This window comes from Mesorhizobium sp. M0983, assembly GCF_040318975.1.
Lineage (GTDB): Bacteria > Pseudomonadota > Alphaproteobacteria > Rhizobiales > Rhizobiaceae > Mesorhizobium.
The window spans coordinates 1-14448 of record NZ_JAMYNH010000012.1 but is presented as its reverse complement, the minus strand read 5'-3'; the positions used below and the strand labels follow the sequence as shown (position 1 = coordinate 14448).

The following is a 14448-nucleotide window of genomic DNA, read 5'->3' as shown; positions in this document are numbered from 1 at the left end:
GCTTCGACCACAACCAGCGCGTCATATCGACCACGCCGCACGGCATACTCGGACATTGTCAGGACCGCGACACCCTGGCAGAAGAATGCCTGGATCCAGCAATGCCCGGAGGCTTGGCATGACCGCGATTACCCGTCGAGCCGCAGTGCAATTTGGTCTTTTGTGCCTGGCGATGCCGGTTGCCATGGCGCAGGAAAAGCCCATCACGCCGGATTGGGGCACCAAATTGGTCGAAGCCGCCCGTGAGCAGATCGGCGTCACCACGCTCTACGATCCGACCTATACACGCCTGGCCTATCCGGGCGGGGACGTTGAGCCCGAGCGGGGTGTGTGCACGGATGTCGTGATCCGTGCCTATCGCCGCGCCTTCGATCTCGATCTGCAAGAATTGGTGCATGAGGATATGCGGGCCAATTTTGCCGCCTATCCGAAGGCTTGGGGCCTGAAAGCGCCCGACCGCAACATCGACCACCGCCGTGTGCCCAATCTTGCGGTCTATTTTGAGCGGCGCGGTGCTGCCTTGCCCGTCAGCCAAGACCCCGCCGACTATCGGCCTGGGGATCTCGTCGCCCAGATGCTGCCCGGCAATCTGTCGCATATTGCCATCGTGTCGTCCAATCGCTCCACTGTGGTGCCGACAAGAGGGCTGGTCATTCACAATATCGGTGGCGGCGCCAGGGAAGAGGACACTTTGTTTGCCTTCAGGCAGACAGGGCATTTCCGGTTCGGGCCAATCTGAGAAAGCCCACGGCTAGCCCAGATCGACGATGGCTTGCGCCTTATGCGCGGCTTCGACCACGGCCAGTGCCGTCATATTGACGACGCCGCGCGAGGTGACCGACGGCGTCAATATGTGCGCCGGGCTGTCGGTGCCGAGCAGGATCGGGCCGACATGCAGCGCGTCCATCATCGTGCGCAGCGCGGTCAGCGTGATGTTCGCCGAATCGAGATTGGGGAACACCAGCAGATTGGCTTCGCCCTTCAGCCGCGAATGCGGATAGACGCGCTGGCGCAGCTGCTCCGATAGCGCCGAGTCGGCATGCATCTCGCCGTCGCATTGCAGGTCGGGCGCGATGCGCGCCAAGATCGCCGCCGCCTGCCGCATCTTCATGGCGCTTGGCGAATCGCGGGAGCCAAAATCCGAATGCGACAGCAGCGCTGCCTTGGGCTCGATGCCGAAACGCTGAATCTCCTCGGCCGCCAAAACGGTCATCTCAGCAATCTCCTCGGCGGTCGGATCGACGGAGACATGGGTGTCGGTGAGGAAAATGATGCCGCGCTGCGAAATCAGCATGGAAAGCGTCGACAGGTCGCGATCCTTGATGCCGGCGCGCGGCCCGATGATCAGCGTCACGTTGCGCAAATGACGCTCGAAACGGCCCTCAAGGCCGCAGACCATGGCGTCGGCGTCGCCGCGCTTCAGGGCAAGGGCGGCGATCACCGTATTGTCGGTGCGCACCATGGTGCGCGCCGCTTCCGTCGTCACCCCACGCCGGCCGGCAAGCTCGATCAAGAGATCGACATAATGGCGGTAACGCGGATCGTCTTCCGGGTTGATCAAGCCGAAATCGACGCCCGGCTTGATGCGCAGCCCGTAGCGCTTCAGCCGCACCTCGATGACATGCGGGCGGCCGATCAGGATCGGTTCGGCAATGCCTTCCTCGAGCACGACCTGCGCGGCGCGAAGCACGCGCTCGTCCTCGCCGTCGGCATAAATGACGCGCTTGGCGCTCGACGTCTTGGCCATCGAGAATACCGGCTTCATGACCAGGCCGGAGCGGAAGACGAAGCGGTTCAGCTTGTCGATATAGGCGGCGAAATCGGTGATCGGACGGGTCGCGACGCCGCTCTCGCAGGCTGCCTTGGCGACGGCAGGGGCGATGCGCAGGATCAGTCGCGGGTCGAAAGGCGAGGGGATCAGGAACTCCGGACCGAAGATCGGCGTCTCGCCGGAATAGGCACGCGCGGCAACGTCGGATGGCTCTTCGCGGGCGAGCGCTGCAATCGCTCGCACGGCGGCCATCTTCATCTCTTCGTTGATGGCGCTTGCGCCGCAATCCAGCGCGCCACGGAAGATGTAAGGAAAACAGAGTACGTTATTGACTTGATTAGGGAAATCGGAGCGGCCCGTGCAGATCATCGCGTCGGGCCGTGCTGCCCGTGCCGCTTCCGGCATGATCTCGGGATTGGGGTTGGCCAGCGCCAGGATCAGCGGCTTGGGCGCCATGTGATGGAGCAGTTCCGGTTTCAGTACGCCGGCGGCTGACAGGCCGAGAAACACGTCGGCGCCGGGCAGAACGTCGGCCAGCGTACGCGCCTCGGTATCCTTCACATAGGGGTCTTTCCAGCGGTCCATCTCCTCGACGCGGCCCTTATGGGCGACCCCGAACCGGTCGGTGACCCAGATGTTTTCGACCCGCGCGCCGAGCGAGACCAGAAGGTTGAGGCAGGCAAGAGCGGCAGCGCCGGCGCCCGACGTGACGATCTTGATGTCGGAAATGGACTTGCCGGCGAATTCCAGCCCATTGAGCACAGCGGCGGCGACGATGATGGCGGTGCCGTGCTGGTCGTCGTGGAAGACCGGTATGCCCATGCGGGCTTTCAACTGCTCCTCGACTTCGAAGCATTCCGGCGCCTTGATGTCCTCAAGGTTGATGCCGCCGAAGGTTGGTTCCAGCGCGGAGATCGTCTCGACCATGCGCTCGATGCCCGGTGCGTCGATCTCGATGTCGAAGACATCGATGCCGGCGAACTTCTTGAACAGTACGGCCTTGCCTTCCATCACGGGCTTGGAGGCGAGCGGTCCGATATTGCCGAGGCCCAGCACCGCCGAACCGTTGGTGACGACGCCAACAAGATTAGCGCGGGCGGTATAGTCGGCGGCGGTTGCCGGATCGTCGCGGATTTCAAGACAGGGCGCCGCGACGCCCGGCGAATAGGCAAGCGCCAGGTCGCGCTGGTTGCCGAGCGGCTTCGTCGCCTGGATTTCAAGCTTTCCGGGCCGGGGGTGCTTGTGGAAGTAGAGCGCTGCTTCGTCGAGGTCGGATCGCGCCGCCTTCTTGCTTTCGCCTGTCATGACGGCCGCCTCCTCGGTTCAGTCCGTTTGGTGTTTCGAGTCTCTTAGCATGCAGCCGCGGCTTTTCGAGAGGTGATATGTCGCAAGTGCGACGCTTATGGCTTCACGCCGCCGTCGGGCCGTCTGGTCTGCCATTGAGATGTCGGGACGACAGGCGGGTGCTGCGGCGAGCTGCGCCGCCGAATGTCTGCTCGGGTGGTTTGCGGATGATTAGGTATTCTTTCGCTAGTCCGCTGTGGCGCTGTTGCTCTCATAAAGTACACGAAAGAAACTCTTAGAATAGCGGTCGTACCACGCGGCAGCCCACTCACCGACAAGTCGCTCTGTCGACGACACCCTACGCCGGTAGTCGACTGTTCGGCGGACACCTCCTTCCTCAAGATCAATGTCCAGGTGGGTAAGCTTTGGGGTCGCATCCGAAAACCTGAGATACATATATGCAAACACGGCGATGTGACGTTTTCCCATTGACAAGCAACGATTTTCAATCGCCACCACGGCAGACTGGACTGTCGCGAAATCCTCTAGCCTAACCGCTCGTTCTAGACGAACGAAGTCAAGGAACAATCTCCTGTCGGCAATTGCAAGGCTGCCGTCGGCCGTGGTTCGAACCCCGTGTGACAGCAGTTTTTGCTTAACAAAGCGATAGATAGAAGACGCCATCCGCCGGTCTCATTTTCGATTGCGAGGCAGGACATAGCATGCGGACTAACCCTAGTCCTTGTGAACTGAGTGCCGTTTTGAGCATAGTGTCGCCGTGTCTCGGGCTGGCCTGAGGGCGCCCGTAACGGGTCGAAAGCGGTCAGGGGAAACCCGTATTTCTGTCTCGCTCCTGCCATTCAGGAAGTCCGGCCGCTCTTATCCGCTCGATACGGCGGATGGCATGACTAATTGATTTGGCCGCATATGGCAGGTTTTCAGGAGTTTGCAGGTGGCGAAAGTAGCTACGCGCTGCCGCAAGCGATGTGCGCCAAATCTCTTCAGAGGCGTATTCCGTGTCCACAGCTATGATCCATGCTCTTCCGACAGGATGCGATGCCCGTACTTGCCGCGTCGCCAATCTCACAGCTTTAGAATAGTCGCATAGGGTTACGCAAAGGGTGTAAGACCGACGCTACGCTCCCGTCCAAAGACGGCTCCGCAGCGACTGCACCTCTTCCCGCGAAAGGGGCGCGCTCTCGTCTGACAGGAAGAACAGAACCTCCGAGATGCCATCGTCCGCAAAGTTGAAGTCGTCGCTCATGATCAGCGCATCGGCAATGTAGGCGGCTGCTTGGATCGGTAGGATGCCGTCTGCCAGCTGACCAACCAGCACGTCTACATGTCGACGATTAATGATCGTATTTGGCCCGTCAGTGATGATGACATGCCCCACGCAGCCGGGCTTGGATGCGGCGGCTACGCATTCGTTCACTTCGGCTTCAATCTCCCGCCAAAGCTCGTCGGGTGGTTTCTCGCCGTTGAGGAAGGATATGAGGGACGAGTGTTGCATTGCGGACCTTATGCTTACGGCTCCAACGTCCGCAATGGGTGGTAGTGGGTCAGTTTGAAGTCAAAAGGGACAGCCTGAATTGCCATGTGCTATGTCTCCGGTATGAAGACCTATGATTTTGATCCTATCGAGTTTCGCCAAATTAGAGTTCCTATTGGCTCACGCCGTTAGTTTTCTCCATCAAGAGCGGAGCAAGGCCGAACTCGATCAATTCCGGGCCAAATTCTTCCCAATTGTTCATGATGCATATTATCAGGTTTTGGGATCCAAGATTGACGGACGCCAGTATGAGGCAATCTCTGAATCTGATCCTTGGGCTCCGGAGTTGCCTCCGGAGCGGGTTATCGAACTCCTAGCTGAGATATTCAAAGCTTAGATTTCAAACCGACCCACTACCCAATGGGTCGCTTCCCGCCGTTACCAGCGGGTGCCAAGCCTTGGATTCCGCCATTAGAACGCGCTGACGTAGAGACCTCCGTCCACCGGTATGTTCTGCCCGGTCAGGTAGCCGGCATGAACCGAGCACAGGAAGGCGCAGATCTGGCCGAATTCCTCCGGCGTGCCGAGTCGCTTGGCCGGAACGTTGGCCGCGGCCTTGGCTTTGCGCGCGGCGGCGGCGGCCGGGTCTTCGGGTGTGCCGGCCTCATGCGGGCCGCGCAGCCGGTCGGTATCGAGTTTTCCCGGCAGCATGTTGTTGATCGTCACATTGCGGTCGATCACCGTCCGCGCGACGCCTGCCAGGAACGACGTGAGGCCAGCGCGGGCTCCGGACGACAGGTCGAGGCCGGGGATAGGAACATAGACCGACAGCGAGGTGATGTTGACGATGCGGCCGAAGCCGCGCGCCGCCATGCCGTCGATCACGGCCTGAACCAGCTCGACAGGGGTCACCATGTTCTGGGTGACGCCTTCGAGGATCTTTTCCCGATCGAGCGCACGGAAATCGCGAAGCGGCGGACCGCCATTGTTGTTGACGAGGATGTCGGGATCGGGGCAGGCGGCAAGCAGCGCCTTCTGGACGTCGGGTTTGGATACGTCGCCGACGATCTCGGTCACGCTGACGCCGAATTTCTCGCGCAGTTCGGCGGCGGTTTTGGCCAGCACGTCGGCGTTGCGGCCGTTGACGACCAGATCGCAGCCTGCCTCTGCCAGCGCCATGGCGCAACCGCGTCCCAGCCCCTTGCTCGAGGCGCAGACGATGGCCTTCTTGCCGCGAATGCCGAGATCCATGGTGATTTTCTCCTCTGATTGCCGCGGCAACCTACCCGTATGGCTGGACCAATCGCAACCGTCATACGGTTGTTGCATGAATCGGGGCATAGCCTCACGCGAAAGCAACGGTGACAAATGATGTCTGGCGCAGAGCCCCGCACTTTCCGCAGCATGTTCATCTCCGACGTCCATCTCGGATCGAAGGCGGCGAAGGCCGAGTTCCTGATCGATTTCCTGCGCCATCACGATGCCGATATCATCTATCTCGTCGGCGATATCGTCGACGGCTGGCGCTTGAGACGGAGCTGGCACTGGCCGCAGAGCCACAATGACGTGGTCCAGAAATTGCTGCGCAAGGCGCGCAAGGGCGCCAGCATCACCTACATCGCCGGCAACCATGACGAGTTCGCGCGGCAGTTTCAAGGTGTGCATTTCGGCGGCATTGTCGTCGCCGATCGCGCCGTCCACGAGACCGCCGATGGCAAACGCCTTCTTGTCATCCATGGCGACCAGTTCGACACCGTCGTCCACAATGCGCGCTGGCTGGCCTATCTAGGCGACTATGCCTATGACGCGGCGATGCTGGTCAATCGCGTCATCACGCGCCTGCGCCAAGTGCTCGGCCTGCCTTACTGGTCGTTCTCGTCCTGGGCCAAGGTCAAGGTCAAGAAGGCGGTGAATTTCATCGGCTCGTTCCAGACCGTGCTGAGCGAGGAGGCGCGCCGCTCGCATGTCGACGGCGTGATCTGCGGGCACATCCACCATGCGGCGATCGAAAGCTACGAGGACGTGCAGTACATCAACACCGGCGATTGGGTGGAGAGCTGCACGGCGGTGGTCGAGCATTTTGACGGCCGGATGGAGATACTGCATTGGGCGCATGTCCTGCCGGAGACTCCGGTCGGCAGCGAGGTGCTCGTGCCGATCGACATCAAGGGCAGGGCAGTCCAGGCGGCTTGACCAAACCCGGCCTCACCTCGCTTTAATCGGTTAGTCCAGCGGTTTCATCCACTTTTTCGCCGTGTTATGCAGCGGCTGGTGTGGTGGGCCGACCCGGCTGAATGCCGTGCCGACGGATCGCCTGTTAATGTCCTCGCTGCCGCCGCTTTCGCCCGAACAGCTCGTCAAGCCACGCCATTTCGAACTGCGCATGAGCTTGATCTTCTTCACGCTCTTCGTTCCGCTCGGAACGCATGTGCCCTATTTCCCGCTGTGGCTGCAGGCGAAGGGGTTCCATGCCGAGCAGATAGCCGTGATCCTCGCTGCGCCGATGTTCCTGCGCGTGGCGACGACGCCTTTTCTTACCGCTCTGGCAGACAAAGCGAGCGACCGCGCCAATGTCTATGTCGCGCTGGTCGCCGCATCGCTGATCCTGTCGGCCGGTTACTTCCTGCCGCCGACCTACGCAATGGTACTTGCCGTGTCATTGGCGCTGACGGTCGTCTGGACGCCGCATTCGCCGATTGCCGATTCGCTCGCCCTTTCAGGTGTTCGCCGCTTCGGCTCGAACTACGCCGGCATGCGCAAATGGGGCTCGATCTCCTATCTCTGCGCCAATCTCGCCGGCGGCTTCATCCTGTCGGCGAGCGGTGCCCAGGCTGTCCCGGTGATCATCTTCGTGTCGTTATGCGCCGCGCTAGCCGTCGGACTGATCGCGCCGCGCCTCGGCCGTCCGCGCCGCGCCTCGCCGCTTTCAGCCGCCGATATCCAGCAATCGGCACCGAAACTCCTCAACCGGTACTTCCTCTACTTTTCGACCGGCGTCGGCATCATCACCGCCAGCCACGCGTTTCTCTACGGCTTCGTGTCGATATACTGGAAGTCGATCGGCATCAGCGATTCGGTTGTCGGGCTGCTGTGGGGGTGGGGCGTCGTCGCCGAGATATGCATGTTCGTCGTCTTCACCCGGGCTTTCGCCTCCTTCTCGGTCGTCTCGATCATGCTGATTGCCGGGATAGGCGCGATCGTGCGCTGGATTGCCTTCCCCCTGATCTGGCCGCTCGGGCTTGGCGTTGGCGGGTTCTTCGCGATCCAGACACTGCACGCCGTCTCGGTGGCGCTGGTGCTGATCGGCCTGCAAAAGATGATCGGTGAGACAATCGCGGAAGAACGCACCGGGGCGGCGCAAGGCATCGCCTATTTCTCCAACGGCTTCTTCATGGCGGTGGCAACGCTGATTTCAGGTCCTCTTTACGATCGCTTCGGCGCGAATGGCTTCTTTGCGATGATCCCCATCGCCCTGACGGGCCTGGCGCTGATCGGGCTTGCCGCGCGTTCAGCCCCACAGCGCTGGCTCGGGCGGTGACACCAGCGAACCTTGGTAGACGAGACCTGGAACGCGGTCGCAGGCTAGCAGCAACGGACCGTCGAGATCGACGAAATCGGCATCCTGCGCCAACAGCACGGCCGGCGCCATCGCAAGCGATGTGCCGACCATGCAGCCGACCATGACGCCAAGACCCAGTTCGCGGGCGCGGTCGCGAAGCACGAGTGCTGCGGTCAGGCCACCCGATTTGTCGAGCTTGATGTTGATGGCGTCGTAGAGGCCGACAAGCGCGTCGAGGTCCTTCGCCTCGTGCACGCTTTCGTCGGCGCAGATCGGCACCGGATGCGCGATGTGGCGAAGAATACCGTCATGTCCCGCCCGCAGCGGCTGTTCGATCAAGGCGATACCGTGCTCGGCGGCAAAGGCGAGGTTTGCGACGATATTGTCGTCATTCCAGCCCTCATTGGCGTCGAGAATGATTCGGCTGTCGGGTGCCGCCGCCGTCACTGCACGGATGCGGGCGATGTCGTTGTCGCCGCCGATCTTGACCTTGAGCAGCGGGCGCTGGGCGTTGGCGCGGGCTTGCGCCGCCATCGCCTCGGGCTCGGCGAGCGACAGTGTGTACGCCGTCTCAAGCGCCCGTAACGGAACGGTTCGTATCATATGCGCCACCGGTGTTCCGCTGATCTTCGATTCCAGGTCCCAGAGCGCGCAATCGATGGCATTGCGTGCCGCACCCGCAGGCATGGCACCGAGCAGGGCGGTGCGGCTGATGCCGCCCGCGATCTCACCGCGCATCGCCTCGATCGCGTCGCGCACACCCTCCACGGTCTCGCCATAGCGCTTGTAAGGGACACATTCGCCGCGCCCGGTATGGCCGTCTTCGCTGATGGCGCAGGAAATCACCTCAGCCTCGGTCTTCGAGCCGCGCGAAATGGTGAAGGTCCCGGCAATAGGAAAGCGCTCGGCCTCGACCGAAATGACACGCGCCATATTTTTCTGCTCCGGCTGTGCAACAAGGAGGATATCGGCAAATCGACAGGTCGGCCCCGTCAGGCTAAACAGGACGCCATGTTGACCATCCGCAAACGCGACGCAAGCGGCCCTGCCAAGGAGCCCGACCACCAGCCGCGCATCGCGATCGGCGAGGAGGGCGGCGTTCTCGGCTGCGCTTTCTCGGGAAGCTGGACGACACGCACCGTGGCGCTGGTCGATGCCGAGATGCGCAAGATCGAGCAGCGCAGCGGCTTCAAGACGCTGGCGCTCGACCTCTCACAAATCGAGAAGATGGACACTGCCGGAGCATGGCTGATCGACCGCCTGGTCAGCAGCTTCGAAAAGAAGGGCGTCGAGATCACGATGCAGGGGCAGAGCGAGATCGCCTCGATCCTGCTTGGCGCCGTCGGGGACGCCGTTCGACGCGAGCCCGAATCAGGTCCGGCAAAGCCGCCCAACTTCATCATTCGCGGGCTCGAGGCGGTTGGCCGGCGCGTTTATGAGATGCGCGACGATTTCCTGGCCGCAATGAACATCCTCGGCGCCACGATACGCGGCTCGCAGATGAAGCTTGGCCGCGGCCATGCCGTCAACATGGCGGCGATCTTCAACCAGATCGATCGCATGGGCGTTGGCGCCATACCGGTGGTTGTGCTGATGTCGGCCATTGTCGGTGCGATCGTCGCCCAGCAAGGCGCCTATCAGCTCAGCTATTTCGGCGCCGATATCTTCGTCGTCGACCTGGTCGGCGTGCTGATCCTGCGCGAGCTCGGCGTGCTGATGACGGCGATCATGATCGCCGGCCGCTCCGGTAGCGCGATCACCGCCGAGATCGGCTCGATGAAGATGCGCGAGGAGGTCGATGCGCTGAAAGTGATCGGCCTCAATCCAATCGGCGTGCTGGTGTTTCCGCGGCTGGTCGCGCTGGTCGTCGCGCTACCTTGCCTGACGATCATCGCCAACTTTGCCGCGCTGGGCGGCGGCATTTTGGCTGCATGGCTCTACTCCGATATTGCACCGGCAGCGTTCATTGACCGGCTGCGTGTCGCAATCGACCTCAGCACCATCTTTGCCGGCCTGATCAAGGCGCCTTTCATGGCCATGATCATCGGCATAATTGCCTCGGTCGAGGGCATGAAGGTTGGCGGCAGCGCCGAATCGCTTGGCCAGCATGTGACCGCCTCAGTGGTGAAGTCGATCTTCGTGGTCATTATCCTCGATGGGCTTTTCGCCATGTTCTATGCAGCGATCGAGTTCTGACATGGCGCTGCCGGGCACAAACACGACCAAGGTGGCGGAGAAAGCCAAAGAGGACGAGATCGTGCTGTCGGCGCACGACGTCACGGTGTCGTTCGCCGACCAAGTCGTTCTCGACAAATTGTCGCTCGACATCTGGCGCGGGGAGATTCTCGGCTTCGTCGGTGCCTCCGGTGCCGGCAAATCTGTTCTCTTGCGCACCATCCTTGGCCTGACGCGCAAGCAATCGGGAACAATCAAACTGTTCGGCGTCGACGTCGAGAAGGCAAGCGAAAGGGAGCGCCTTCGCATCGACATGCGGCTTGGCGTGCTGTTCCAGCACGGCGCGCTTTTTTCGGCGCTGACCGTCCTCGAAAACGTCCAGGTGCCGATGCGCGAATATCTCGATTTGCCGAAGAAGCTGATGGACGAACTGGCCATGCTCAAGGTCGAGCTGGTCGGACTGCCGCCGGACGCGGCGCAGAAATTCCCTTCCGAGCTTTCCGGCGGCATGATCAAGCGTGCTGCGCTGGCGCGCGCTCTGGCGCTCGACCCGGATATCGTCTTCCTCGACGAACCGACTTCCGGCCTTGACCCGATCAGCGCGGCTGAGTTCGACGAATTGGTCGTCAAGCTGCGCGATACGATGGATTTGACCGTGTATATGGTCACGCACGATCTCGACACGCTGTTTACCGCGTGCGACCGCGTGGCGGTGCTTGGCAAAAAGAAAGTGCTGGTCGAGGGCACGATCGACGACATGCTCAGGAGCGAGGAACCCTGGGTAAAATCCTATTTCCGCGGAAAACGCGCCCGGCAACTTGATCTTGCGGCGCGCGCATAGCCATAAGTGAGCAATGGAAACCAGGGCCAACTACGTCATTGTCGGCATTTTCACGCTGGCCGCCATCCTCGCGGCTTTCGCTTTCGTCTATTGGACGGCGGCGATCGGCGACAAGGGTGAGACGACCATATTGCGCGTGCGCATTCCAGGGTCGGCTTCGGGACTCGGCCGTGGCAGCTTCGTACTGTTCAACGGCGTCAAGGTCGGCGACGTGCGCCGTGTCTATATCGACGTCGACAATCCGACCGCTGCCATCGCCGACACCGAAATAGACCGCAATACGCCGATCACCAAGTCGACGCAGGCCGATATCGGGCTTGCCGGCCTCACCGGGCAGGCCAATATCGAGCTCAAGGGCGCCGACCCCAAGGAGCCAAAACTCCTCGACGAGGCGGAAAAGGAAGGCCGTGTCGCTGAGATCGTTGCCAACCCGTCGGCGGTCACCAATCTGCTGCAGACGGCGCAGAACATCTTCACCCGCGCCGACAAGGTCCTTTCGGAGCTCGAAGGCTTCACCAAGGACGTTCGCGGGCCGCTGACGCAGACGGTCAACAATGTCCAGACCTTCTCCGATGCACTGGCCAGGAATTCGGACGGGGTCGACAAGTTCCTGGCCAGCGTCAGCTCGCTGGCGGACGAATTGAAGGGTGTTTCGGGCAAGCTCGACGGCACTCTGAAGGCGGCGGAAGGGCTACTCAACGCCGTCGACAAGGACCAGATCAAGAGCATCGTCGCCAATGTCGACACGGTCACTTCCAACCTCAAGGAAACCAGCAAGCAGTTCGACACGGTCATCAAGAACGTCGACACTGCGGTCGGCTCGATCAACGACTTCGCCCAGAAGACGCAAGGCACGCTGGCCAAGGTCGACGGCGTTCTCGACGGCATCGATCCGGCTGAGGTTCGCACCGCGCTGGCCAACATCCAGAAGGCCAGCGAAAACGCCAACGAGGCTGCCGCCGACATCGCCAAGGTGACCAACAAGTTCGCCAACCGAGCCGACGACATCGATGAAACCATCAAAGACGCGCACCAGCTCGCAGGACGCCTCAACGATGCCTCGGTGCGAGTCGACGGTATTCTTGCCAAGGTCGACAAACTGCTCGGCTCCGGCCAGGCCGACGGCGTCATGGCCGACGCGAGAGCGACGCTGAAATCGTTCAAGCAGGTCGCCGACACGCTGAACGCCCGTCTCGGTACCATCACCGACAATCTGGCGCGATTCTCGGGACAGGGGCTGCAAAACGTCGAAGCGCTGGTCCAGGACAGCCGTCGTTCGATCACCCGCATCGAGGAGGCGGTAACCGATCTGAGCCGCAACCCGCAGCGGATCCTGTCCGGCGGCGAGGGCGAGGTCCGGCAGTTCGACGGCAGGGTGCGCCGTTGACTTCGGCCTCCGCCCACAGCAAGAACATAGCTTGCAGATACGCGTTGTTTCCACGATCCGGGGGGGATCGCGTTTGAAGTCGATCAGTTCAGACAGCATCAGATCGAGTGGGTTGAAGAGCGGGGCGGTGTTGCTGGCGCTTGCGCTTGCAAGCTGCGCGGCCTTGCCTGGCGGCGGACCGGCACCGCTGGACACGTTCGAGCTTTCGGCGCCGTCGCTGGAAGCGCGTGCCCACAGCCGTCGCCAGATCCTCATCGCCCAGCCGTCGGCGCTCAAGGCGCTGGACAGCCAGAACATCGTCATCAAGCCATCGCCGCGATCGATCCAGTATCTCAAGGGCGCGCAATGGGCCGACCGGCTGCCGATGATCGTACAAGCGCGGCTGGCAGAGACGTTCCAGCGCTCGGGCAGCTTCACCGGCGTCGGTAAGCCGGGCGAGGGGCTGGCAATCGACTATCAGGTGATCGTCGAGATCCGCTCGTTCGAGGTGCGTGTCGATGGCGGCCAACATGCCGAGGTCGAGCTGTTCGTGCGCCTGTTGAACGACCGCAACGGCGAAGTGCGCGCTTCGAAGACGTTTAGCGCCATCGCGCCCGTTTCGGGCAGCGGCAACCAGGCCTATGTCGGCGCGCTCGACGCGGCGTTCGGTGATGCGGCCGGGCAAATCGTCCGCTGGACGGACACTGTGATCTGACGCGGCCGGAACTGCCGGGCGCAGCTAGGATCAAACTCAATCATCTGACTGCCCCAATGGCCGAGATGGGTGGTAGGTTGCCGTTCGGCTCATCTGCCAGGACGAGCACGTTGCGCCAAAGAAGGCGAAGGCGTTGTGCGTCGGCTAGCGAGCTTCGTAACAGTTGCTCAACCGGACACGACAAGTGCCGACGGTCCAATTGATCGCTGATAGTAATCCGTCCTGGCCATGCTAAAATTTAACGTCCCCGACGTCGCCAAATCGGGGAATTGCGACCAGTTGACGACGCGGGAGGTCGACGGACAAACCACGAACAGACCACAGGGAGGAAGCAATGTTTCGGACACTAATTCATCTTGCATTCTTGACAGCGTCAATTGTTGCCCTGCCATCTTACGCGGCCATGGCCGACGACACACAGATTGCGCGCGGCGAATATCTGGCTACGATTGCCGGCTGCAGCGACTGCCACACACCCGGTTACTTCTTCGGGAAGCCCGACATGTCGCGCTTTCTTGGCGGTTCAGATGTGGGCTTCGAGATTCCTGGTCTTGGTGTCTTTGTCGCCCGCAATATCACGCCTGACAAGGAGACCGGTATCGGAAGCTGGACCCCGGAGCAGATCGTCACCGCGATCCAGACCGGCGAACGGCCGGACGGCCGTATGCTGGCGCCGATCATGCCTTGGCGCGATTTTGCGCATCTCACCGCGGATGACGCCATGGCTATCGCGGCATTCCTCCAAAGTGTGAAGCCGGTCAGCCATCAGGTTCCCGGCCCGTTCAAACCCGGGGAAACGGTGTCGGCTTTCATGATGCGGATTATGCCGCCGGGGGAAGCCGCAGCCGCTGCAACGAAGTAGGGCGGCTTTGATCGGAACGAGATTTTTCTCGCCGAATAGTGGGTGAATGTACCGCCTTGGAGATGGTGAGGCCCGATATCGGAACGGCAAAAATGGGTCGAATTCGGTCGTTCAGAGTGTTTGGTTTTTGACCCTAGAGCATTCTGCCCAATGGTGTTAGTTGGCACCGCAGAAATGCGGCTAAACAACAGATAGAGCAGGATGCCTCGTCATTTGAACGCATCCTGGGGTGTCGCTTCATGCGTTGATAGGATCAAGATCAGCACGGCGCGAAAAAGGCGGGAATTTAGTTGTGTGCGTCAAGTTCTGCAAAAATGGCGTGGCAGTAGCTGTGACGTCGGCGTGTCCGCCGCGCAGCCCCCGTGTTTAGCGGAGCGGCGGAC

At 61.4% G+C, this 14448-nt stretch carries 13 protein-coding genes; 8 read left to right on the top strand and 5 right to left on the bottom strand.

The window, feature by feature from the left end; translation table 11 throughout:
* Window positions 1–118: 118 nt before the first annotated feature.
* Window positions 119–739 carry a DUF1287 domain-containing protein gene (locus tag NKH71_RS21225; protein WP_051409694.1) on the top strand — a complete coding sequence of 207 codons (621 nt, stop codon included), beginning with the start codon at window positions 119–121 and terminating at the stop codon, window positions 737–739.
* A 12-nt stretch (window positions 740–751) separates the two neighbouring features.
* On the opposite strand, the gene NKH71_RS21220 is transcribed toward NKH71_RS21225, so the two are convergent.
* The 4 genes from NKH71_RS21220 to NKH71_RS21205 all read right to left on the bottom strand — a co-directional run bounded on the left by NKH71_RS21220 (window position 752) and on the right by NKH71_RS21205 (window position 5798).
* Window positions 752–3076, bottom strand: coding sequence for an NADP-dependent malic enzyme (locus NKH71_RS21220; protein ID WP_352895317.1), 2325 nt, complete (start codon window positions 3074–3076; stop codon window positions 752–754).
* A gap of 802 nt (window positions 3077–3878) precedes the next feature.
* Complete coding sequence (locus tag NKH71_RS21215) at window positions 3879–4079, bottom strand: hypothetical protein (protein WP_156948105.1); 201 nt, start codon at window positions 4077–4079, stop codon at window positions 3879–3881.
* Between the two features lie 111 nt (window positions 4080–4190).
* Window positions 4191–4568, bottom strand: a complete 378-nt coding sequence (locus NKH71_RS21210) for a hypothetical protein (protein WP_023720075.1) — start codon at window positions 4566–4568, stop codon at window positions 4191–4193.
* A 450-nt stretch (window positions 4569–5018) separates the two neighbouring features.
* The gene (locus NKH71_RS21205; RefSeq protein WP_023720073.1) at window positions 5019–5798 is read right to left on the bottom strand and encodes an SDR family oxidoreductase; all 780 of its coding nucleotides are present in this window, start codon (window positions 5796–5798) and stop codon (window positions 5019–5021) included.
* A 153-nt stretch (window positions 5799–5951) separates the two neighbouring features.
* Here NKH71_RS21205 and NKH71_RS21200 point away from each other — a divergent pair, with 153 nt between their 5' ends.
* On the top strand, window positions 5952–6740 hold the full coding sequence (locus NKH71_RS21200; protein WP_502896861.1) for a UDP-2,3-diacylglucosamine diphosphatase: 789 nt from the start codon (window positions 5952–5954) through the stop codon (window positions 6738–6740).
* A gap of 127 nt (window positions 6741–6867) precedes the next feature.
* Window positions 6868–8085 carry an MFS transporter gene (locus NKH71_RS21195; RefSeq protein ID WP_352789209.1) on the top strand — a complete coding sequence of 406 codons (1218 nt, stop codon included), beginning with the start codon at window positions 6868–6870 and terminating at the stop codon, window positions 8083–8085.
* Here NKH71_RS21195 and dgcA read toward each other — a convergent pair.
* The gene (gene dgcA / locus NKH71_RS21190; protein WP_352494569.1) at window positions 8056–9039 is read right to left on the bottom strand and encodes an N-acetyl-D-Glu racemase DgcA; all 984 of its coding nucleotides are present in this window, start codon (window positions 9037–9039) and stop codon (window positions 8056–8058) included. The two genes, NKH71_RS21195 and dgcA, sit on opposite strands and share 30 nt — an antisense overlap.
* A 78-nt stretch (window positions 9040–9117) precedes the next feature.
* Between dgcA and NKH71_RS21185 the strand changes: the two genes are divergently transcribed.
* The 5 genes from NKH71_RS21185 to NKH71_RS21165 all read left to right on the top strand — a co-directional run bounded on the left by NKH71_RS21185 (window position 9118) and on the right by NKH71_RS21165 (window position 14065).
* Window positions 9118–10302 carry an ABC transporter permease gene (locus NKH71_RS21185; RefSeq protein ID WP_023720069.1) on the top strand — a complete coding sequence of 395 codons (1185 nt, stop codon included), beginning with the start codon at window positions 9118–9120 and terminating at the stop codon, window positions 10300–10302.
* Between the two features lies 1 nt (window position 10303).
* On the top strand, window positions 10304–11122 hold the full coding sequence (locus NKH71_RS21180; protein WP_023720068.1) for an ABC transporter ATP-binding protein: 819 nt from the start codon (window positions 10304–10306) through the stop codon (window positions 11120–11122).
* A 13-nt stretch (window positions 11123–11135) separates the two neighbouring features.
* A complete protein-coding gene (locus tag NKH71_RS21175; RefSeq protein ID WP_023720067.1) occupies window positions 11136–12509 on the top strand; it encodes an MlaD family protein in 1374 nt (457 codons plus the stop codon).
* Window positions 12510–12636: 127 nt separating this feature from the next.
* Window positions 12637–13203: an ABC-type transport auxiliary lipoprotein family protein gene (locus tag NKH71_RS21170; protein ID WP_502895843.1), complete on the top strand. Its 567-nt coding sequence runs from the start codon at window positions 12637–12639 to the stop codon at window positions 13201–13203.
* A gap of 334 nt (window positions 13204–13537) precedes the next feature.
* Entirely contained in the window at window positions 13538–14065 is a 528-nt protein-coding gene (locus NKH71_RS21165; protein WP_502895844.1) for a c-type cytochrome, read from the top strand.
* Window positions 14066–14448 lie beyond the last annotated feature (383 nt).